This window comes from Pantoea sp. X-Soil-YNGN-844 (genome assembly GCF_059730595.1).
The window spans coordinates 339,756-360,280 of record NZ_AP036008.1 but is presented as its reverse complement, the minus strand read 5'-3'; the positions used below and the strand labels follow the sequence as shown (position 1 = coordinate 360,280).

Annotated in this window: 16 protein-coding genes; 6 read left to right on the top strand and 10 right to left on the bottom strand. The window is 54.1% G+C overall.

The annotated features are described in order from the left end of the window. Positions 1–296 precede the first annotated feature (296 nt). The gene (locus AC6I8C_RS20495; RefSeq protein ID WP_107320384.1) at positions 297–1,199 is read right to left on the bottom strand and encodes a LysR family transcriptional regulator; all 903 of its coding nucleotides are present in this window, start codon (positions 1,197–1,199) and stop codon (positions 297–299) included. A 100-nt stretch (positions 1,200–1,299) separates the two neighbouring features. Here AC6I8C_RS20495 and AC6I8C_RS20490 point away from each other — a divergent pair, with 100 nt between their 5' ends. Together AC6I8C_RS20490 and AC6I8C_RS20485 are read left to right on the top strand one after the other, a co-directional pair. Further along, positions 1,300–2,367, top strand: a complete 1,068-nt coding sequence (locus AC6I8C_RS20490; protein WP_497823630.1) for an SDR family oxidoreductase — start codon at positions 1,300–1,302, stop codon at positions 2,365–2,367. Positions 2,368–2,453: 86 nt separating this feature from the next. Next, a complete protein-coding gene (locus tag AC6I8C_RS20485; protein ID WP_497823629.1) occupies positions 2,454–3,110 on the top strand; it encodes an SDR family oxidoreductase in 657 nt (218 codons plus the stop codon). A gap of 176 nt (positions 3,111–3,286) precedes the next feature. Here AC6I8C_RS20485 and AC6I8C_RS20480 read toward each other — a convergent pair whose 3' ends face one another. The 4 genes from AC6I8C_RS20480 to AC6I8C_RS20465 all read right to left on the bottom strand — a co-directional run bounded on the left by AC6I8C_RS20480 (position 3,287) and on the right by AC6I8C_RS20465 (position 7,505). Continuing rightward, on the bottom strand, positions 3,287–3,586 hold the full coding sequence (locus tag AC6I8C_RS20480; RefSeq protein ID WP_497823628.1) for a helix-turn-helix domain-containing protein: 300 nt from the start codon (positions 3,584–3,586) through the stop codon (positions 3,287–3,289). Beyond that, complete coding sequence (locus AC6I8C_RS20475) at positions 3,573–3,944, bottom strand: type II toxin-antitoxin system RelE/ParE family toxin (RefSeq protein ID WP_497823627.1); 372 nt, start codon at positions 3,942–3,944, stop codon at positions 3,573–3,575. The genes AC6I8C_RS20480 and AC6I8C_RS20475 overlap by 14 nt, the downstream gene beginning before the upstream one ends. A gap of 249 nt (positions 3,945–4,193) precedes the next feature. Next, entirely contained in the window at positions 4,194–5,840 is a 1,647-nt protein-coding gene (gene fumA, locus AC6I8C_RS20470; protein WP_135910840.1) for a class I fumarate hydratase FumA, read from the bottom strand. Positions 5,841–5,996: 156 nt separating this feature from the next. After that, on the bottom strand, positions 5,997–7,505 hold the full coding sequence (locus AC6I8C_RS20465) for an anion permease (RefSeq protein WP_497823626.1): 1,509 nt from the start codon (positions 7,503–7,505) through the stop codon (positions 5,997–5,999). A gap of 589 nt (positions 7,506–8,094) precedes the next feature. Here AC6I8C_RS20465 and AC6I8C_RS20460 point away from each other — a divergent pair. Together AC6I8C_RS20460 and AC6I8C_RS20455 are read left to right on the top strand one after the other, a co-directional pair. Beyond that, complete coding sequence (locus AC6I8C_RS20460; protein WP_497823625.1) at positions 8,095–10,875, top strand: flavocytochrome c; 2,781 nt, start codon at positions 8,095–8,097, stop codon at positions 10,873–10,875. A 62-nt stretch (positions 10,876–10,937) separates the two neighbouring features. Next, entirely contained in the window at positions 10,938–11,900 is a 963-nt protein-coding gene (locus AC6I8C_RS20455; protein ID WP_497823624.1) for an FAD:protein FMN transferase, read from the top strand. Here AC6I8C_RS20455 and dcuR read toward each other — a convergent pair. Together dcuR and AC6I8C_RS20445 are read right to left on the bottom strand one after the other, a co-directional pair. After that, the gene (dcuR, locus tag AC6I8C_RS20450) at positions 11,894–12,613 is read right to left on the bottom strand and encodes a two-component system response regulator DcuR (protein WP_497823623.1); all 720 of its coding nucleotides are present in this window, start codon (positions 12,611–12,613) and stop codon (positions 11,894–11,896) included. The genes AC6I8C_RS20455 and dcuR overlap by 7 nt on opposite strands. Further along, positions 12,610–14,244: a sensor histidine kinase gene (locus tag AC6I8C_RS20445; RefSeq protein ID WP_497823622.1), complete on the bottom strand. Its 1,635-nt coding sequence runs from the start codon at positions 14,242–14,244 to the stop codon at positions 12,610–12,612. The genes dcuR and AC6I8C_RS20445 overlap by 4 nt, the downstream gene beginning before the upstream one ends. Before the next feature lie 306 nt (positions 14,245–14,550). Here AC6I8C_RS20445 and mqo point away from each other — a divergent pair, with 306 nt between their 5' ends. Next, a complete protein-coding gene (gene mqo, locus AC6I8C_RS20440) occupies positions 14,551–16,200 on the top strand; it encodes a malate dehydrogenase (quinone) (RefSeq protein ID WP_497823621.1) in 1,650 nt (549 codons plus the stop codon). Positions 16,201–16,271: 71 nt separating this feature from the next. On the opposite strand, the gene AC6I8C_RS20435 is transcribed toward mqo, so the two are convergent. Further along, positions 16,272–16,583, bottom strand: a complete 312-nt coding sequence (locus tag AC6I8C_RS20435; protein ID WP_497823763.1) for a VF530 family protein — start codon at positions 16,581–16,583, stop codon at positions 16,272–16,274. A gap of 207 nt (positions 16,584–16,790) precedes the next feature. On the opposite strand from AC6I8C_RS20435, the gene AC6I8C_RS20430 reads away from it, so the two are divergent. Further along, complete coding sequence (locus tag AC6I8C_RS20430; protein ID WP_497823620.1) at positions 16,791–18,104, top strand: MFS transporter; 1,314 nt, start codon at positions 16,791–16,793, stop codon at positions 18,102–18,104. Positions 18,105–18,217: 113 nt separating this feature from the next. Here the strand turns inward: AC6I8C_RS20430 and AC6I8C_RS20425 are convergent, their stop codons facing one another. Together AC6I8C_RS20425 and AC6I8C_RS20420 are read right to left on the bottom strand one after the other, a co-directional pair. Further along, positions 18,218–18,352 carry a hypothetical protein gene (locus tag AC6I8C_RS20425; protein ID WP_013196210.1) on the bottom strand — a complete coding sequence of 45 codons (135 nt, stop codon included), beginning with the start codon at positions 18,350–18,352 and terminating at the stop codon, positions 18,218–18,220. Positions 18,353–19,056: 704 nt separating this feature from the next. Next, a complete protein-coding gene (locus AC6I8C_RS20420; RefSeq protein WP_497823619.1) occupies positions 19,057–20,523 on the bottom strand; it encodes a pyridoxal phosphate-dependent decarboxylase family protein in 1,467 nt (488 codons plus the stop codon). Between the last annotated feature and the right edge of the window lie 2 nt (positions 20,524–20,525).

The window sequence follows — 20,525 nt, the reverse complement described above, 5'->3', positions numbered from 1 at the left end:
GACAAAACGTCAGAACATGAAGAAGCCATCACCCTACTGATATTTTTATTTCGGGTTAAATTATATTTGAAACTTAGTTTTCATTATGTGAGTTCAAGCCTTCCGCGCTTTTTATTTTGATGGGATTCCATCAAATCAAAAATAAAGGCATTAAACTTAAAGGGTTTAATTGTGGGGATAAAAGATTGCGGATATGTCAGGCAGGGGAAAATGGGCACGAATGCCGGGACGAAAAGAACAGAGGAACAGGGTCAGGATGAAATTTCCCAACCGTACTAATCAGAAGTAAGCCTGTGTCAGCGAATGGCGAGGGCGTTGAGTGCCGACAATAATGCATCCACTTTTGGCAGGAACTGTTTGCGGCGTGGCCACACCACGCTCAGCGTCAGCCCGTCGGGTTGTAACTGCGGCATAATAATTTCCAGTTCACCGGCGGCCACGGCGCGCTGAATCAGCCAGGAGGGCATCTGCGCGACACCCAGCCCGGCAATGACTGCCTGAAGCTGAGCATCGACGTCGCCCAGCGCCAGCCGGTAGGGCACGTCGCGCCAGTGGGGCTGACCATCTTCGGTGGTAAACAGCCAGGGTTTGGTTGTGCCATCCACGCGCTCATAAAGAATGGCAGGATGGTTCAGCAGCGCTGCTTCATTTTCAGGACGGCCTTCGCGGTCAAGATAGGCGGGAGAGGCACAGAACTGCATCTTTTCGCGACCCATATTACGCCAGCCTAGCGATGCGGGAAGGTCGGGCGCACCGCCGATCCGCACTGCCACATCCACGCCTTCCTCAAACAGGTCAACAAAGCGATCGGACAAACTCAGGCTCAGTGCCAGCTCCGGATTTTGCTGGCAGAAGGGCATCAGCACCGGCATGACGTTGAGGCGTCCAAAGGTGGTGGGTACTGCCAGACGCAGACGGCCGGATGGAATGGTGCGCTGGGCGGCCAGTACCGCCTCGGCTTCGGCCAGATCCTCCAGCACCCGCAGACAGGTCTGATAATAGGCGCTGCCCGCGTCGGTCAGATTCAGGCTACGCGTGGTGCGCTCCAGCAGCCGCGAGCCTAAGCGCGTCTCCAGGCGGCTGACGCTTTTGCTGACCGCCGAACCGGTCACGTGCAGACGTTCAGCTGCGGCGGTAAAGCTGCCGCACTCCACGCTGGCGACAAAGGGCAGAATATCTTTGAGGCGATGATCGTGCATCGATTAGTGAACTCAGGTTGAGAATGCTGTGAATAAATGCCAGAGATAAGAACTGAATTCTCTATTAGGCTTAGCATTACTCAAAACGAGGAGAAATCAAATGAAAAAGCACGCTTTGATTGTGGGCATCAGCGGCGTTATTGGTCGCGCACTGGCAGATAAATTACAGCAGGAAGGCTGGCAGGTCAGTGGCCTGTCACGCGGACGTGGTGCAGTACCTGAAGGCGCAACCAGCCTGACCGCCGATCTGACCGATGCAGATGCTGTGCGTGACGCACTGAAAGAGGTCAAACCGGACGCGCTGTTTTTCAGCGTCTGGGCGCGTCAGGAAAATGAGAAAGAGAACATCCGCGTTAACGGCGGCATGGTTCGCAACGTGATTGAAGCACTGGGCAATCGTCTCAAAGGTTCGCACGTCGCGCTGGTGACCGGGCTGAAACACTACCTGGGTCCGTTTGAAGCGTACGGCAAAGGTGCCGTGCCGGTTACGCCGTTCCGTGAAGAGCAGGGGCGTCAGCCGGTCGATAACTTCTACTATGCGCAGGAAGATGAAGTGTTCGCGGGCGCAGAGAAGTATGACTACCGCTGGAGCGTGCACCGTCCGCACACCATCATCGGCTATGCCGTAGGCAACGCGATGAACATGGGGCAGACGCTGGCGGTTTATGCAACATTGTGCAAAGAGAAGGGCTGGCCGTTTATCTTCCCGGGTTCGCCAGAGCAGTGGAATGGTGTGGCGGATATGACCGATGCAGGTTTGCTGGCAGAGCAATTGCACTGGGCGGCAACGTCACCGAACGCCGCTAATCAGGATTTCAACGCAGTCAACGGCGATGTGTTCCGCTGGAACTGGATGTGGCCAAAACTGGCTGACTACTTCGGCATTGAAGCCGCAGCCTACCCGGCGCAGATGATGCCGCTGGAAAATCGCATGCAGGAAGCTGAGAGCGCATGGCGGGCGATTGCAGAACAGCGTCAGCTGCGTGAGGCCGATGTCACCAAGCTGGCTTCATGGTGGCATACCGATGCCGACCTGGGCCGTCCGATGGAGGCTTTTACCGACATGAGTAAGAGCCGTAAAGCGGGCTTTACCGGCTATCGCAGTACGCTGGACTCCTTTACGCAGCTGTTTGATAAGCTGAAAGCGGAAAAAGTGATTCCGGAATAAACCCAGCAGGCGCCGCATCAGGCGCCTGTTTCGTTTCTGGCAGATAGCTATACTCTGACACCTGATCAGTGAATGGAGGAGATCCTATGGCGACATGTTTCATTATCGGCGCAGCAGGCAAGGTGGGCCAAAAGCTGACCCGTCAGCTCAGCAGCAAAGGACACACTGTCACGGCATTGCACCGCAAGCCGGAACAGGCTGAGACCCTGCAGGCCGCAGGCGCTAAGCCTGTCGCGGGCGATATTCAGCAGCTTAGCGTGACGGCGCTGGCAGCGTTGATGACCGGTCACGACGTGGCGGTCTTTACAGCGGGTGCGGGCGGTGCCGGTATCGCGCTGACCAATGCCATCGATGGTGAAGGGCTGAAGCTGGCTGTCACCGCCGCAGAGCAGGCTGGCGTGTCGCGTTTTATGCTGGTATCCGCTTTTCCGGATGCAGGCCGCGGTAAAACGTCGTCTGAGGGATTTGAGAACTACATGCGGGTGAAGCGTCTGGCGGATGCGGAGCTGGTGGCGAGCAAGCTGGAGTGGGTGATCCTGCGGCCGGGAACGCTGACCGATGAGGCTGGTACGGGCCGGGTGCATGCAGACCTTGCGATCCCCTATGGTGAGATCCCGCGCGAAGATGTGGCGGCGACGCTGGTCGGGCTGATTGAGAATCCGGCGATTAAGTATCAAATCATCGAACTCACCAAAGGCGATGAGCAGATCGATGTGGCGTTGCAGCGGTTGCAGCGCGGTTAACAGGGTCCGATAGCGGCGCTTTCATTCAGTGACTGCAAATGAATGTAAGCGCCGGCTATTTTTAACTCTCTAAATTCAGGACATTTCTGTCGTTATTCTCAGCTTGTCACTTTATGAGGGCAGCCATTAACAACCCCACCGTAGCGGAGTGAGGATGCGGCCTGAAGCAGAGTCTGTTAAAGACTCAGAGCAATACGCTTGCCGTCGGGTAACGTGACATCGAGAGTCAGCTCTCCTCCCAGACCGGCAATATAGCGCCTCAGCGTTGAGAGCTTAGGATCGTTATCAACGTTTTCTATTTTAGCAACAGAAGGTTGTTTGACGCCTAAAACTTCAGCTAAATGCGTCTGCGAAACAGATAATTCCTCACGCAGTCTGGCAAGTGTGATCTCCTGACGGATTTCAGCAGCACGGGATTCTATACGCGCACGGCTCTGCGGGGAGCGTTTAGCCATCATTTTTTTAAGCGTTGCCATCGTCTTTAATCTCCGGTGATGCCAGATACGAGGTGAACTCGGCATCTGCAATTTTAATCATACGTTTGTAGAACAGTTTTTCATCTTCACCTTTTTTATCTCCTGCACACAGGACAATCGCCTTGCGTTCAGGATCAAAGGCGAAGAACGCGCGAAATGGATGTCCGCCAACCTGTACTCGCAACTCTTTCATGTTTTTATATTCAGACGCTTTAACCTGATCCACATGCGGACGCCCTAATTGAGGGCCAATCTCTTCACGTATCTGCAAGTAGGCTGCAATCTCTTCCTGAACATCGTCGGTCTGCTTTTCATACCAGACATCAAACAGCGTTCTTGTGATGACTTCCCATGTCATTAATCCATCTCCATCTATAACCTGCAAGCTATGATTAGCTTATAACCTGTGAGGTATAATGGCAAATTATCATGAGTGCAAAATTGGTGGGTAAAGAACCATTTTGTCTGGATTGACAATCAAGTTTGAGCTTCAGACCTGGCACCACGAGGATCAGTATGTGCAGGATCTCTCTGACAGCTAAGTGGCCTGATTTTCCTCATAAAAAAAGCCCCAAAAACGGGGCTTTTTTCTTATCTGACGCAGTTTTTACTTCACGCATTTCGCGCAGTGTGCGCGCTCAATATGCTGGAAGAAGTCATTACCTTTGTCATCGACCAGGATAAACGCAGGGAAGTTCTCCACCTCGATTTTCCAGATCGCTTCCATTCCCAGCTCAGGATACTCCACGCATTCCAGACTCTTGATGCTCTGCTGCGCCAGCACCGCGGCCGGGCCACCGATGCTGCCCAGATAGAAGCCGCCATGTTTATGACAGGCATCCGTCACCTGCTGGCTGCGGTTACCTTTTGCCAGCATGATCTTGCTGCCGCCGTGAGCCTGCAGCAGATCAACGTAGGAGTCCATGCGGCCTGCGGTAGTCGGGCCGAGTGAACCGGATGCATAACCTTCAGGCGTTTTGGCCGGACCGGCGTAATAGACCGGATGATCTTTAATGTACTGCGGTAATCCTTCGCCGTTATCGATGCGCTCTTTGAGTTTGGCATGAGCAATGTCTCGCGCCACGATAATGGTGCCGGTCAGTGACAGACGGGTAGAGACCGGATACGCAGAAAGCTGCGCCAGAATCTGCTCCATTGGACGGTTGAGATCAACCTGTAACACTTCACCTTCGCCCTGCTGACGCAGCGCTTCCGGGATCAGGCGGCCTGGGTTGGCTTCCAGTTTCTCAATCCAGATACCTTCGCGGTTGATCTTCGCTTTAATATTACGGTCAGCCGAGCAGGAGACGCCCATGCCGATCGGGCAGGAGGCACCGTGACGCGGCAGACGCACCACGCGGATGTCGTGCGCGAAATATTTGCCGCCAAACTGCGCGCCAAGGCCGAGCTGCTGCGCCGCTTCCAGCAACTCCTGCTCAAGCTGAACGTCCCGGAACGCCTGACCGTGCTCGTTGCCTTCAGTCGGTAAACCGTCGTAATAGTGCGTCGAGGCGAGCTTAACGGTTTTCAGGGTGCTTTCAGCCGAGGTGCCGCCGATAACAAACGCAATATGGTAAGGCGGGCAGGCTGCGGTGCCGAGAGTACGCATCTTATCTACCAGGTAATTCTTCAGTTTGCCCGGACTCAGCAGCGCTTTGGTTTCCTGATAGAGATAGGTTTTGTTAGCGGAGCCGCCACCTTTGGCGATACAGAGGAATTTATACTCATCGCCATCGACGCTGTAGAGGTCGATCTGGGCCGGCAGGTTAGTGCCGGTGTTCACCTCTTTGTACATGTCCAGCGCGGCATTCTGTGAATAGCGCAGGTTGTCTTCGATGTAGGTGTTGTAGATACCCTGTGACAGCGCGGCCTCATCGCCGCCGCCGGTCCAGACGCGCTGGCCCTTTTTGCCCATGATGATCGCGGTGCCGGTATCCTGACAGGTTGGCAGCACGCCCTTGGCGGCAATTTCAGAGTTTCTTAAAAACTGCAGGGCGACATATTTGTCATTGTCGCTGGCTTCCGGGTCATGAAGGATGGAAGCCACCTGCTGCTGGTGGGCCGGACGCAACATGAAAGAGGCGTCATGGAACGCCTGCTGGCTCAGCAGGGTCAGCGCCTGCGGATCGACTTTCAGGATCTCCTGACCCTCAAACTCGGCGACCGAGACATGCTCACGAGTCAGCAAATAGTATTCAGTATCTTCGTGGGACAGCGGAAAAGGGTTCTGATAGACAAAAGGTTTGTTCGACATTTTTTCTCACTTAATGACCGGCTGAACCTCCGCGGGCAGGCTGCGGGGCGCAACATCATAGGCGAATTCATTGTTTATTATGCTTCCCCGCTGCGGGTGCGGCGGGGAAGTGAAGGAATGGTATCTTATAACGCGTTGATCTGCATGTTGTATCCGTCAGAACATCCACACCATCCACGGATAAGCAATCACCATCATGGAGACCAGGAAGATGGCACCGAAGATGGTACCCAGACGCCAGTAATCTTTAGTCGGCAGATAACCGCTGCCGTAATAAATCGGGCTTGGGCCAGTGCCGTAAGGGGTGATGATGCCCATCACACCCAGAGAGGTACACAGCATCAGGCAGAAGACCGGCATATTGATGCCCGGGATTGAGGCTGCAATGGTCAGCATGGCCGGTAACAGGGCGGTGGTATGCGCGGTGGTACTGGCAAACAGGTAGTGCAGCAGGAAGAAGGCAATCAACAAGACCACAGCTGAAATCTGCGGGTCGTAACCCTGCAGCAGCATGCCGCCTTCTTTACCTAACCAGGCGATGAAGCCGACACGGGCCAGACCATCAGCCAGCGCCACCAGCGTTGCGAACCAGGCAAAGGTGTTCCAGGCCGGTTTATTGCTGGTAATGTCGTTCCAGTTCAGGACGCCGGTCCACAGCATCAGTACCACCACCAGCAGGGCAGCCATCGCAGGCTCAATCCACGAGGTGGCGAAGATCCACATCAGCAGGGCACAGACCACAAACATCAGCAGCAGGATTTCGTTACGGGTCAGGCGGCCCAGTTTTTCCAGTTCAGCGATAGCCCATTTCGGCACTTCATCGTTGATTTTGACTTCAGGCGGATAGAACCAGTAAGCCAGCAGCGGCATAGTCAGAATCAGCAGCACACCCAGCGGCAGGAAGGCCAGGAACCACATACCCCATGAGATATCGAAACCGATGATGCTTTTCACCAGCGCCAGTGCCAGCAGGTTAGGTGCCAGCGCTGACAGAAACATTGAGCTGGTAATACAGGCTGCGGTGATGGCAACCCACATCAGATACGAACCGATCTTACGGGCACTCGGGTCGTTGGGTTTAGAGCCGTAAAGCGGAGGCAGGTTAGCGATAATCGGATAGATAGTACCGCCACTGCGCGCGGTGTTTGAGGGGGTAAACGGTGCCAGAAGCAGGTCAGCAAAGGTAATGGCGTAACCCAGGGTCAGGCTGCGGCGACCCAGATACTTCACCAGAATCAGGGCCAGACGACGACCAAACTGCGTCTTGTCATATCCGGCGGCGAACATAAAGGCACCGAAGATGAGCCAGACCGTGGAGTTGCCGAAACCGCTGACCGCCCACTTGAAGGACTCACTGGCGACTTTGAATTTCGGGTCAGCCAGTTCCGCCGGACTGAAGAGGACAAACTGACTGAACAGGGCGATGGCCACAACGCCGGTCAGGCCGATAACGGCACCCGGCAGCGGTTCAAAGATTAATCCGACAATCACGCCGACAAAGATGGCGAAGAAGTGCCATGCATAGGGTTCGAGACCGGCCGGCGTCGGCACCAGCAACAGCAACACGGCAACGATGACTGGAAGCGCCAGCATGATAGCTTTCTTTTTACCCGCCGCCGCAGGTGCGGTTTTAGGGGGTTCAGTTACAGCTGAGAGTGGTTTCATAGTATTTTATCTGCAAGTTGAGAAGAATGCGATTTGCGCCCCGGACCTTCACTGATGACTTTCTTATTTATTCTTAATAGTGTGAATAAACCGCGATGCACTGATTTTTTTAATCTGCTGCTGGACTATTGAGCAGCATATTTAAATCCATGTAAATATGATGCGATTTTTGAAAATATAGATTTTGATCCAGATCAAAGAAATTTATTCATTATTCTCCATTTTTAACATTTATTTTTTATTTATATTTCTGACATCGAAATTCTGACAGTTTTGTGAAGCTGATCGGCAAATCTACGGAAGGCCTGAGCCGAAGCATCCATCTTAACATCCTGATCATGAAGGATAAATTATTTATGTAAATGAATGGTTGATTTTTAATTACCCATGGTTAACAATTAATATAACTTCACTTCCTGAATTCAGCAAATAAAAACTCTGAATCGTTTAAAAGTTAAAAAAGTAAATTTATCGCTTATGAAAGCAAAGAAAAGGGTATATTAGACGCATGACATCGGACCACTTAATTAAGCGATAATTTGCGTCCGCTAAAAAATTTCCAGACTTTTAAATCTTGGAGTTTATCGCAATGAAATCTCTCACCCCCATCCTTAATCCCCTTACCCTGCCTGGCGGCGCTGTGCTGAAAAACCGACTGGTGATGGCTCCTATGACCACCTGTACCGGTTTTTATGACGGAACGGTCACCAGCGAACTGGTCGAATATTACCGCGCACGTGCAGGCAGCATCGGAACCGTAATCGTCGAGTGCTGCTTCATTGATAACCGCGGCCCGGCGTTTCCGGGTGCCATTGCTATCGACAGCGACAACAAAATTCCCGGTCTGAAACGCATCGCGGACGCGATTAAATCTGAAGGCTCTACGGCCATTCTGCAGATCTACCACGGTGGCCGCATGGTCGAGCCGGAACTGATCGGCGGGAAAACACCGGTTGCGCCGAGCGCCATTGCCGCACCGCGTGAAGGGGCAACTAAACCCCTTGCGCTGAGCGCAGAAGAAGTCGAAACCATGATCACCAAATTTGGTGATGCGGTGAACCGTGCTATCAAGGCCGGTTTCGACGGCGTCGAAATTCATGGTGCAAACACCTATCTGATTCAGCAGTTCTATTCTCCGAATTCTAACCAGCGCGATGACAAGTGGGGCGGCAGCCGCGATAACCGCGCACGCTTCCCGCTGGAAGTGCTGGAAATCACCCACAAGATGGCGGAGCGCTTCGCCCATAATTCGTTCATCATCGGCTATCGCTTCTCGCCGGAAGAGATCGAAGTCCCTGGCATCCGCTTTGATGACACCCTCTATCTGCTGGAAAAACTGGCTGCGCGCGGACTCGACTATGTTCACTTCTCTGTCGGTCAGCTGCTGCGCCCGTCCATTGTTGATACGCAGGACCCGACGCCGCTGATCGAGAAATTCGTTGCGATGCGTTCGCCTGTGCTGGCAAAAGTGCCGGTGATTGGTGTGGGCGGCGTGGTGAATAAAGCCGACGCCGAGCTGGCGCTGGAAAAAGGCTACGATCTGGTAGCGATTGGTAAAGCCTGTATCGCCTATCCGAACTGGGCTGACCGCATCATCAATAACGAACATCTCGAACTCTACATCGACAGCAATAAACGCGAAGAGCTGCAGATCCCGGAACCGCTGTGGCGCTTCTCACTGGTTGACGCGATGATCCGCGACATGAGCGAATCGGGCCGCAAATACAAAGCGGGTGTTTACCAGGAGAAAGTGGAAGCCGAAGCGCTGAAGCTGAAAATCAACGTCACACTGGATACCGACCGTATTACCGACATCTCGCTGGTGCCGGACGACACGCTGGATGTGGACTTCACCACCACCTTTGAAAGCCTGCGTAACCGCATTCTGGTGGCTAACAGTCCCCACGTTGATGCGATTACCGGCGCGACCACCCAGAGTGAGGCGCTGAAAAAAGCGGTTTCCCGTGCGCTGACCACCTCCAGTAAAGAGCATGTGATTGAAGAGGGTGGTAACCCTAACGCACCGCAGAACTATGATGTGGTGGTTGTGGGCAGCGGCGGTGCCGGTCTGGCGGCCGCGATTCAGGCGCATGATGAAGGCGCACGCGTGGTCATCATCGAGAAGATGCCGACCATCGGCGGCAATACCATCAAAGCATCTGTGGGCATGAACGCGGCTGAAACCCGTTTCCAGAAACTGAAAGGCATCGAAGACAGCAAAGAGCTGTTTTACGAAGAGACGCTGAAGGGCGGTCAGTTCAAAAACAATCCGGTGCTGCTGCGTGAGTTTGTTGACCTGGCACCTGAGGCGATAGAGTGGCTGGCGGGTAAAGGCATTGAGCTTAACGACATCACCATTACCGGCGGGATGAGCATCGACCGTACGCACCGCCCGGCTGACCGCTCAGCGGTGGGTGGCTTCCTGATTAGCGGCCTGGTGAAAAACATCAACAGCCGCAACATCGAAGTCCTGCTGGAAACCTCGGTTGCTGAGATCCTCTATGAGAATGGCGCAGTCGCGGGCGTGAAAGTAGTCGATGAATATAACGACAGCCGTATCCTGAACGCTAAAAGCGTGATTGTGGCAACCGGTGGCTTCAGTGCGAACCGTGAGCTGGTGGTGAAATACCGTCCTGAACTGGATGGCTTTGTCACCACCAACCACAAAGGTGCGACCGGCAGCGGTATTGCGATGCTGGAGAAAATTGGTGCCGGTACCGTGGATATGAAGGAAATCCAGATTCACCCAACGGTTGAGCAGACCACCTCTTATCTGGTCTCTGAATCGATTCGTGGCGGCGGTGCTATCCTGGTCAGTCAGGCTGGCAAGCGTTTCTACAACGAAATGGAGACCCGTGACAAAGTCTCGGCGCAGATTATTGCGCTGCCAGAGAAGAGTGCCTGGATTGTGTTTGACGAGCAGGTGCGTATGAACAACAAAGCGGCTGATGAATATATCGCCAAAGGCTTTGTGGTCAGCGCGCCAACCGTGGCGGAACTGGCGGTGAAACTTAACATGAGTGAGCATCACACGCTGGAAGCGACGCTGGCCCGTTACAACAACTTCGTCATTATGCAGAAAGACGAAGATTTCGGTCGCCAGACTGCGCTGCGTCATCCGCTGAGCGAAGCGCCATTCTACGCGATTCGTGTCGCTCCGGGCGTGCACCACACTATGGGCGGCGTCACCATCGACACCACCACCGCGGTGCTGGACAGCCAGAAACAGGTAATTAACGGTGCCTGGGCGTGTGGCGAGGTGGTTGGCGGCATTCATGGCGCGAACCGTATTGGCGGTAACGCCGTTGCAGATATCATCATCTTCGGTATCCTGGCTGGCGGTAACGCCGCCGCCTACGCCCGACGTTAACGGCAGTCTCCGGCATCCGCATCCTGCGGGTGCCGGTTTTTCCTTTTAAAGCAGAGTCGCCTATGTTAACTGATGCGCGTGTCTATGCTTACTCCGCTGTATTAATGGGTTCGCCTATCCTGCTCAAACTCTTCGAAGACAACCAGATGCTGGCCAGGCAGGTTTTTCGCCTGATCAAACAGCAGGAGAATCTCTTCACGGTCAATCGCGCGGCATCGGAAGTCATGGCGATTAACCACGCGGCAGGAGAGCATGCGGTGGTCGTCAGTCAGCCCGTGTTTGATTTGATCGCCTGTGCGCATGCGGTGAGCCTGCTGCCCGACAGCCTGTTTAATCTGGCTATCGGTCCGCTGGTGAAGTGCTGGAAAATTGGTTTTCAGGGCCACAGCGTTCCGTCAGAAGCCGATCTTCAGGCGCGCATGACGCTGACTAATCCGCAGGACGTGATCCTTGATGCTGCCACCCGCAGCGTGATGCTGGCACGGCCAGGAATGGAGATTGACCTGGGTGCCATCGCCAAAGGCTATATCGCCGACGTAGTCCAGGCCTTTTTGCGTCAGCAGCAGGTCAGCAGTGCGCTGATCAATCTGGGCGGCAATGTTCAGACGGTGGGCGCGCCGCCTGAAGAGGCAGGCTGGGCAATCGGTCTGAAAAAGCCGTTTGGTGAGGCCGATGCGCTGATCGGTGTCATCGGTGTAAATAACCGCTCGGTCGTGACGTCCGGTATCTATGAGCGCTATTTCGAGCTGGATGAGGTCTGTTATCACCACATCCTTGATCCACAGACCGGTTATCCGCTGGATAACGAGCTGCTGAGCGTGACCGTGATTTCCGATCGCTCGCTGGATGGCGACATCTACACGACGCTGCTGTATGGACTGGGCGTTGAAAAGGGCATCGCCTGCCTGGCCGACAAACCGGGCATTGAAGCTATCTTTGTGACCCGTGACAGGCAGATCTTCTGCTCGTCACAACGTCACTTTTCGTTTCAGTTACTCGACACGGACTACCGGCTGGTTCACTGACAGTATTGTTTGAGTAAGGTGTGATACTCCGGCTGCAGGCGATAGCGGTAAACCGGACGGCCCGTGACCCCATAATGAATGCTGGTGAACAGAATATTAATCTGCGCCAGCCAGATCAGGTATTTACGGCACGAAACGCGGGAAATATTCACTTCGGTCGCCAGTTCGTCGGTAGAGAACTCGGTGCCCGGATGGGCGTCGATCCACAGGCTCAGGGTACGCAGCGTCTGCGGCGTTAATCCTTTCGGCAGGCGTTTCTGTTCGCTGGCACCGGGCGGGTTACCATGCAACAGCTGATCAACGTCCGACTGCTGATAGAACTGATGATTGTCCATCAGCGATTTTTTCTGACGCCAGCCGGTCAGCGCCTCTTCAAAGCGGGCAAACTGGAAAGGCTTAATCAGATAATCCACCACGCCATAGTTGAGCGAGGTCTTGATCGTGGCGGCATCCGCCGCTGACGAGATGATAATCACGTCAACCGGGCGTCCGGCGCTGCGCAGCTCCGGCAGCAGGTCGAGACCGTTTTCCTGCTGCATATAGATATCCAGCAGGATCAGATCAACCTGTGGTTCAGCCTCGGCCAGCCGCTCTTTGGCCTGCTGTAAGGTTGAGGCCGTGCCGCAGCAGGTGAAGCCTGGGATCTGTCCGATATAACAGCGATTCAGCTCGGCTACCATGGCGTCATCATCGACAACTAACACATTGATCATTGGGTAATCATTCCTCTCTCCCACGGAAGTTGCACTAAAAATTGGGTAAATACACCGGGTTCCGACTCAACACTGACATTACCGCCCAGGCTTTCGGTTTGCTGCTTAACCAGAAACAGTCCGACACCGCGATCGTCACCTTTTGACGAGACGCCGCGCTCAAAAATAGCGTTGAGCTGCGAGCTGTCGATACCTGGCCCGTCGTCACTCACTTCGCAGGCTAACCAGCCGTTCTGATAATGCAGCATGAGGTGAATTTCCCCTTCGGTTTCCGGGTCCAGCGCCTCAAGGGCATTTTCAATTAAATTGCCCAGCACGGTAATCAGAACCGCGCTCTGTTCCTCGCTGCCACAGTCGGGCAGAAAACTCGCCTCATCGATAATCAGCTGATGACCTTCATCGGTTACCCGGTTGATTTTACTGAGCAGGAAACCGGCAATGATCGGCGATTTGATCTTTTGCAGCAGCGAACCGATCTCCGTCTGATAGGCGTTAGCGGTTTTCAGAATGTACTCTTCCATCTGTGCATAATTTTTCATATGCAGCAGGCCCAGAATCACATGCAGCTTATTCATGAACTCATGGGACCGCTCACGTAACGCATCTACGTAGTTTACCATGCCGTCCAGACGCTGCATCAGCTGGCTGATTTCGGTCTTATCCCTGAACGTCGTCACCGCACCGATAATGCGGTCACGACTGCGCACCGGAACGGTGTTGCTGATCAGGATGCGATTACCCAGCGTCAGCTCCTGATCGTGCCAGGCTTTACCCGCATGCAGCGCATCCTGCTGATGGCGATGCATGACGCTCTCCTCAGCAATCAGGTCACCGCTTAACGGCATCCTGCGGGTGGTTTCATGCAGCAGCTGCTGAGCCGCGTGGTTAATCAGGCTAACGCGTGACTGATCATCGACCGCAATCACCCCTTCTTTAATGGAATTCAGGATCGCCTGGCGCTGTTCAAACAGGCTGGAGATTTCGTGCGGCTCCAGCCCCAGCAATATTTTCTTGAGTCGGGTGACCAGAATCAGAATACCCAGTAACCCGACCACACCGCCAAACAGGACGGTCCAGACGATATTCCAGCGGCTCTTCGCAATCTGGGCCGCCACATCATTCAGCGCAATGCCGATTGCCACCACGCCAATCTGCTGATGCTGTGCGTTATAGACCGGCGTAAACACCCGCAGTGCCTCCACCAGCACGCCATGATTGACCGCCACATTTTCCCGGCCACTCAGCGTGGGATAGATGTCATTGCCGACAAAATGTTTGCCGATCACCGCGGCATTGGGATGTGAAAAGCGAATGCCGCGCATATCCGTCACCACCACAAAAAGCAGGCCGTTGCGTTTGCGCGCGGCTTCCGCCAGCGGCTGAATCTGGCTGCTGCCGTCTGGCAACATTAACCCGCGCTGCACTTCCGGGCTGTCTGCCAGCGTTCGCGCCACGGCCATCGCTTTATCTTTAAGATGCGACTGGGCAAAGTTATCAATCTGAACGAAATAGAGCAGATGGACAGCGAGCAGCACGGTAACGATCACCGCAGTCATCATGAGGGTGGTCAGGGTACTGAGTTTCATGGGTCGTTTCGTCACGGCATGTCGGTTCTGTGGTTGGCTTGTCATCGATGTTCAGCACGGGTGGGGGATCGGCTGGAAACATACGCTAACTCACCGCATCAGTACAGTTTTAGCAGTCTGCGCGCGGGCGACAGCGCAATAACAATATTTGGGTTAGGGGATTGTATAATTCAAAGGACACCCTTAATGTGTGGTTAAAATATGTGAGCAATTCGGTAAGCCTTTTGTAATTAAAATAAGGCTAAATTGGTATTTTTAATTTTATAACTATTTTCACATTAACTCATAAATAACATTATTTTAAACTTTAAGGACTTTTTTTAACCAGTACCGTCTGAGCTGTAGATTAAAATGATGAATTCAAAGAAAGTTATTCCCACCCTTTCCCTCGCGGCCTTGTTAGTTTCTTCAGCCCTCCACGCTGAAACCTCACCAGAGAAAACCGATGTCCTGTTAATTGGCGGCGGCATTATGAGCGCCTCTATGGGCACCATGCTGGAAGAGCTGCAGCCTGGCTGGAAACAGATCATGGTCGAGAAGCTGGATGGCGTGGCGCTGGAATCCTCTAACGGCTGGAATAACGCCGGTACCGGTCACTCTGCCAACATGGAGCTGAACTATACGCCTGAGCGTAAAGACGGCTCGATCGACGTGTCCAAAGCGCTGGAGATCAACGAAGCCTTTATGGTCTCTCGCCAGTTCTGGAGCTCTCAGATTAAAGAGGGCGTAATGCACGACCCGCGCTCTTTCATCAACTCAACGCCACACATGAGCTTTGTCTGGGGCGACAATGTCGATTTCCTGACCAAACGCTATGCGGCACTGCAGAAAACTGCGCTGTTCCAGGGGATGAAGTTCTCTACCGATCACAAACAGATCGCGCAGTGGGCACCGCTGGTAATGGAAGGTCGTGATCCCCAGCAGAAAGTGGCTGCCACCTGGACACCAGTGGGTACCGACGTTAACTACGGTGAAATTACCCGTCAGCTGATCGGCAGCCTGAAGAAGAATGATAACTTCCGTCTGGAAACCTCATCGGAAGTGACCGACTTCAAACGTAACGGCGACAACTCCTGGCACGTCACGATTAAAGATGCCAAAAACGGCAACGAACGTGCGGTTGACGCGAAATATGTCTTCATCGGTGCAGGCGGCGGCGCGCTGAAATTACTGCAGAAAACCGGCATCCCGGAAGCCGATAACTATGCAGGCTTCCCGGTCGGTGGTTCTTTCCTGGTCACCGAAAACAGTGCTATCGCCGATCGTCATCTGGCGAAAGTCTACGGCCAGGCGTCAACCGGTGCACCGCCGATGTCCGTTCCGCATCTGGATACCCGTTATCTGGATGGCAAACGCGTCGTGCTGTTTGGACCGTTTGCGACCTTCTCAACCAAGTTCCTGAAAAATGGTTCGCTGTTTGATCTGCTGAGCACCACCACCACCCATAACATCGTGCCGATGACCGATGTGGGCATGGATAACTTCGATCTGGTGAAATACCTGATTGGCCAGGTGATGCTGAGTGATGAAGATCGCTTCAAAGCGCTGCAGGAATACTATCCGGACGCGAAGAAAGAGGACTGGAAACTGATTCAGGCCGGTCAGCGTGTGCAGATCATCAAGAAAGATGCTGACAAAGGTGGCGTGCTGAAACTGGGTACAGAAATTGTGACCGATCAGCAGAAAACCGTGGCGGCTCTGCTGGGTGCTTCTCCTGGTGCATCAACCGCAGCGCCAATCTCTCTGAGCGTTATGCAGAAACTGTTCCCGGAAGAGTTTAAGTCACCGGAATGGCAGGCGAAGATCCACAAAATGATCCCAGGCTACGGTCAGAAACTGAATGATAACGTGCCGTTGCTGCAGCAGGTCTGGAATGAGACCGCAGCGACCCTGCAGCTGACCACGCCGCCCGTGATCAACATGGAAGGCAAAACCGCAGACGCGCCGGGAGCACAGCCTCAGCAGGCTGCGCCTTCAGCGAAACACGACATGGCGCTGTAACAGCAGCCGGAAGTGAAAAAAGCCCGCCCAGGTCTACCTGCGCGGGCTTTTTTATTGCTTCGTTTTCGATGTTACTCCGGCGTGTTCCCGCGCCACTTGCCCCACGGATCTTCAGCAGGTGGCCGATCGGCTTCTTCAGCCGCTTCGTCGCGTGCTGCCGGTTGTGCGTTTAACGAGGCCAGATAGAGCGCTTCGACTTCAGCCCGCGCCCACGGCGTACGGCGTAAAAACTTCAGGCTCGATTTAACGCTGGGATCGCTTTTAAAGCAGTTAATGTTGATCCGTTTTGCCAGCTCTGCCCAGCCATACTGCGCGACTAAACTGTTTATCTGCATCTCCAGCGTGATGCCATGCAGAGGATCTTTTGAGGTGTGTGCGTTCATCATCTATCCGCCTGATTCATTCAATGCCGCGTATCCTGACAATCGCAAAGCGGTTGTGCAAGAACTGAAGGTGAAAAAGAGCGTGTGGGGGTCTGCAACCGCAGATTTATGTGCCTGAAGTAACGCGACGGGCAGACGTTTGCGCAGATGAGCAGCGATTGTGCTAATCATAAGCGACTGATGAGGCTTTAAAAAGGATCGCCTGCCATGTCTGCTCCTGCTGATAATCTGCTCTCTTCCGCCAGCCGCAAACGTGCTCTGCTTGCCGGTTCGGTCGGTAATTTCATTGAATGGTATGAGTTCGCGGTCTATGGCTTTCTGGCCACGGTGATTGCGCAGAACTTTTTCCGGCTGGAAGGCGAGTCTGCGCTGACCGGGCTGCTGCTGACCTACGCGTCGTTCGCCATCGCTTTTTTCTTCCGTCCACTGGGTGCGATTGTTTTTGGCCGGATGGGCGATCGCATCGGGCGAAAACCCACACTGATTTTTGTATTGATTATGATGACGCTGGCGACAGCTGCGATCGGCCTGGTGCCCACCTACGCCCAGTTGGGCATCATGGCGCCGCTGATCGTGACCGGCCTGCGTATTCTGCAGGGGCTGTTTGCCGGGGGCGAGTATGGTGGGGCGGTTTCACTGATGACCGAGTTTGCGCCGCGAGGTAAGCGGGGTCTGTATGGCGCGTGGCAATCCTTTACCGTGGCGCTGGGATTACTGGCAGGCGCGGGCATTGTCGCGCTGCTCTCGGTACTGCTGACGCCGGAGCAGATGCTGAGCTGGGGCTGGCGCATCCCGTTCTTTGTCGCGCTGCCGCTGGGTGTTCTGGCGCTCTGGCTGCGGGTACAGATGGAAGAGACGCCGGCGTTTATTCAGCAGCAGTCACAACCCGTGGCAAAAGTTGGCGCCAGCCTGGGCGACACGTTGAAAACGATTCTGCTGGGTATCTGTCGTCTGATGGTGTGGTCGGCGGCCGGTTACACCTGGCTGGTGATCATGCCGACGTATTTGCAGGCCTCGCTGCACACCGGATTTAACCAGGCGTTGCTGATAGCGGTGATATCGAACCTCGGCTTTGCCGCCACTATCATTCCGGCCGGGATGCTGAGCGACAGGATTGGCCGCCGTGCGGTTATGGTGACGGCGGCGGTATTGCTGCTGGTGCTCTCTCTGCCGCTGCTTAACATACTTCAGGCAGAGAGCACTGGACTGCTGCTGAAAGCGCTGGTGGTGTTTATCGCGGGCGGAGTAGTCGGGTTGCTGGCCGGACCGGGGCCTGCAATGCTGTCAGAGATGTTCCCGACGCGGGTGCGTTATACCGGACTGGGTCTGGCCTATTCGCTTTCTAACGCAGTATTTTCTGGCTGTGCCGGATTGATCATCACCGGGTTGATTAAACAGACCGGTAATCCTGATATCCCCGCCTGGTATGTGATGGCGACTGCGCTGGTCAGTATTGTTGCGCTGATGACGCTGAATAAAAACGACCATCTGCGACTGCTGGATGAGCCACCGTCGCGCTAAGTTCTGGATGGTGAATTGAGCGGTAAAGGATAATGCGGCAGGCTGCCTGTGCATCAGGCTGCCTGTTAGCGTGAACGCCCGCGAGGGTGCAGGCGTTGGTTATTAAGAACAGATTAACGATCCTGCGATGACGATAAACTGAAAACCTGATCGCGCGAGCGGACTTTATCAGCATGGTTATCGGCAATGATAATCACGGCCGCCATAATCAGGCCCATAATAATGATGATTAATTTACGCAGCAGCATAAGCCATTACTCCTGTTGAATTAACTAACCCAGGTGAAGAGCCGTTATTGTGGCTTAATCAAAGAGTTAATTTGAATATTGGTCTATTATGGCTGAAAGGTAAACGTTATTTTTTGATCGTGATGCGGTTTATCCATATAAGACGAAATAAAGAGTCTGTGCGGGTTCTATATTAAACGCGCGCTAAACAGAATCATTATACCCGTCGGTTTCTCTTCCTGACACCTTCTGCGCGTGAGGCCAGCTCTGACTGTATACTCCGCACGTCACCCATGCCAACGGCTGCCTGCACCGGAATCTTCACATTGTCAGCCATCCTGGGGACATTTCTAAAGGTAATGATAATGCGGCGGGTATAATGCCGACCTTATCAAATACGCTAGCGACAATAATACCGGCACCAGGTTTTTCGACCTGCTGTGAATGGGTGACATCGGGCGTCTGCGCACGATAAATAATTAAATGCGGTGCTGTTTTAAGACGCTGCGTATTTCGGGATCACGCAGTTCATTCATTATTACTACCTCAACTTTGATTTTTTTACCGAATGGATCAGTCATTACAGGACCTGAGATGAAGAGGCCAGGTAACGGATCGGAGTGATCAGGGATGAACAGGTCACCATGATATTGAAAGCAAAGAGCGCGGCAGAAAAATAAAAAGGCGCCCGCAGGCGCCTCTTTGGTGTGAACCGATGTAATGAATTACACCAGCTGCTGTGCCGTCGTTTCCACCAGCGTCAGCAACACCTTGATATCTTCCAGCGTTACCGTTGGGTTCAGCAGGGTCATCTTCAGGCAGGTCACGCCATCATGCTCGGTCACGCCGACGTTAGCGCGGCCTGACTCCAGCAGGGCATCCCCGATGCGCTGGTTCAGCAGAGCGATATCCGCACTGCTGAGGTGCGCAAGATGCGTCGGACGATAGCGGAACAGCACGCTGGCGAGCTGCGGTTTCATCACCAGCTCCAGTGCAGGCTGCTCTTCAACGTACTGTGCCACCTGCTGTGCCAGCGTCACACCGTGATCGATAATTTCGGCATACTGCTTCTGACCCAGCGCTTCCAGACCCATCCACAGTTTCAGTGCATCAAAACGACGGGTGGTCTGCAGCGATTTGGAGACCAGATTCGGCACGCCCTGTGCTTCATCAAACTCCGAGTTCAGATAGGCCGCCTGGTAGCGCATCAGCTCATAGTGACGTGCTTCCTTCAGCAGGAAGGCACCACAGCTGATGGTCTGGAAGAACTGCTTGTGGAAGTCCAGCGTAATGGAGTCGACCAGCTCAATGCCATCCAGATAGTCACGATACTTCTCTGAAAGCAGCAGCGCGCCGCCCCAGGCCGCATCAACGTGCACCCAGATGTTCTCTGCCGCCGCCAGCGCCGCGATTTCACGCAGTGGATCGATTGCACCGGCATCGGTAGTACCCGCCGTGGCAACGATCGCCAGGATGTTTTCGCCGTTAGCTTTGGATGCGGCCAGCTTCTGACGCAGGTCATTCATATCCATGCGGGCAAACTGATCACATTTCACCTGCGTGACGGACTGATAGCCCAGACCCAGCAGCGCCATGTTCTTCTGTACGGAGAAGTGCGCGTTCTCTGAGCAGAAGACTTTAATCTTCTTCAGATCGCCGGTTAAGCCATCCTGCTGAACAGAATGCCCCTGACGCGCAAACCAGGCGTCACGCGCCAGCATCAGACCCATCAGGTTGCTCTGGGTGCCGCCGCTGGTGAAGACGCCCGCGTCGCCAGGCTGATAACCGACCTGGGTGCGCAGCCACTCAATCAGCTTCATCTCAATCAGGGTGGCAGACGGTGCCTGGTCCCATGAATCCATGCTCTGGTTGGTGGCGTTGATCAGCACTTCCGCCGCCTGGCTGATGACCAGGCTCGGACAGTGCAGGTGCGCCACACACTGCGGGTGATGCACCGACAGGCTGTCTTTGAGGAAGTACTCAATGGCGCGTTCAATCGCGGCCTGGTTACCCAGGCCCTGAGGATTGAAGTCCAGCGTGATGCGCTCGCGCAGTTCTGCGACGGTTTTTCCCTGATACATCTCAGGTTGTTCCAGCCACTTAACGACGGCCGCGCTACTCTGGGCAATCGCCTGCTGGTAGGCCTCGGTACTCTGTGCTGAGGCCGCCAGAATCGGGTTTAACCGGGACATTG

Bases quoted from the DNA above. Each gene is read 5' to 3' on its own strand.
- AC6I8C_RS20495 (WP_107320384.1), bottom strand. From the start codon at position 1,199: ATGCACGATCATCGCCTCAAAGATATTCTGCCCTTTGTCGCCAGCGTG.
- AC6I8C_RS20490 (WP_497823630.1), top strand. From the start codon at position 1,300: ATGAAAAAGCACGCTTTGATTGTGGGCATCAGCGGCGTTATTGGTCGC.
- AC6I8C_RS20485 (WP_497823629.1), top strand. From the start codon at position 2,454: ATGGCGACATGTTTCATTATCGGCGCAGCAGGCAAGGTGGGCCAAAAG.
- AC6I8C_RS20480 (WP_497823628.1), bottom strand. From the start codon at position 3,586: ATGGCAACGCTTAAAAAAATGATGGCTAAACGCTCCCCGCAGAGCCGT.
- AC6I8C_RS20475 (WP_497823627.1), bottom strand. From the start codon at position 3,944: ATGACATGGGAAGTCATCACAAGAACGCTGTTTGATGTCTGGTATGAA.
- fumA (WP_135910840.1), bottom strand. From the start codon at position 5,840: ATGTCGAACAAACCTTTTGTCTATCAGAACCCTTTTCCGCTGTCCCAC.
- AC6I8C_RS20465 (WP_497823626.1), bottom strand. From the start codon at position 7,505: ATGAAACCACTCTCAGCTGTAACTGAACCCCCTAAAACCGCACCTGCG.
- AC6I8C_RS20460 (WP_497823625.1), top strand. From the start codon at position 8,095: ATGAAATCTCTCACCCCCATCCTTAATCCCCTTACCCTGCCTGGCGGC.
- AC6I8C_RS20455 (WP_497823624.1), top strand. From the start codon at position 10,938: ATGTTAACTGATGCGCGTGTCTATGCTTACTCCGCTGTATTAATGGGT.
- dcuR (WP_497823623.1), bottom strand. From the start codon at position 12,613: ATGATCAATGTGTTAGTTGTCGATGATGACGCCATGGTAGCCGAGCTG.
- AC6I8C_RS20445 (WP_497823622.1), bottom strand. From the start codon at position 14,244: ATGACAAGCCAACCACAGAACCGACATGCCGTGACGAAACGACCCATG.
- mqo (WP_497823621.1), top strand. From the start codon at position 14,551: ATGATGAATTCAAAGAAAGTTATTCCCACCCTTTCCCTCGCGGCCTTG.
- AC6I8C_RS20435 (WP_497823763.1), bottom strand. From the start codon at position 16,583: ATGAACGCACACACCTCAAAAGATCCTCTGCATGGCATCACGCTGGAG.
- AC6I8C_RS20430 (WP_497823620.1), top strand. From the start codon at position 16,791: ATGTCTGCTCCTGCTGATAATCTGCTCTCTTCCGCCAGCCGCAAACGT.
- AC6I8C_RS20425 (WP_013196210.1), bottom strand. From the start codon at position 18,352: ATGCTGCTGCGTAAATTAATCATCATTATTATGGGCCTGATTATGGCG.
- AC6I8C_RS20420 (WP_497823619.1), bottom strand. From the start codon at position 20,523: ATGTCCCGGTTAAACCCGATTCTGGCGGCCTCAGCACAGAGTACCGAG.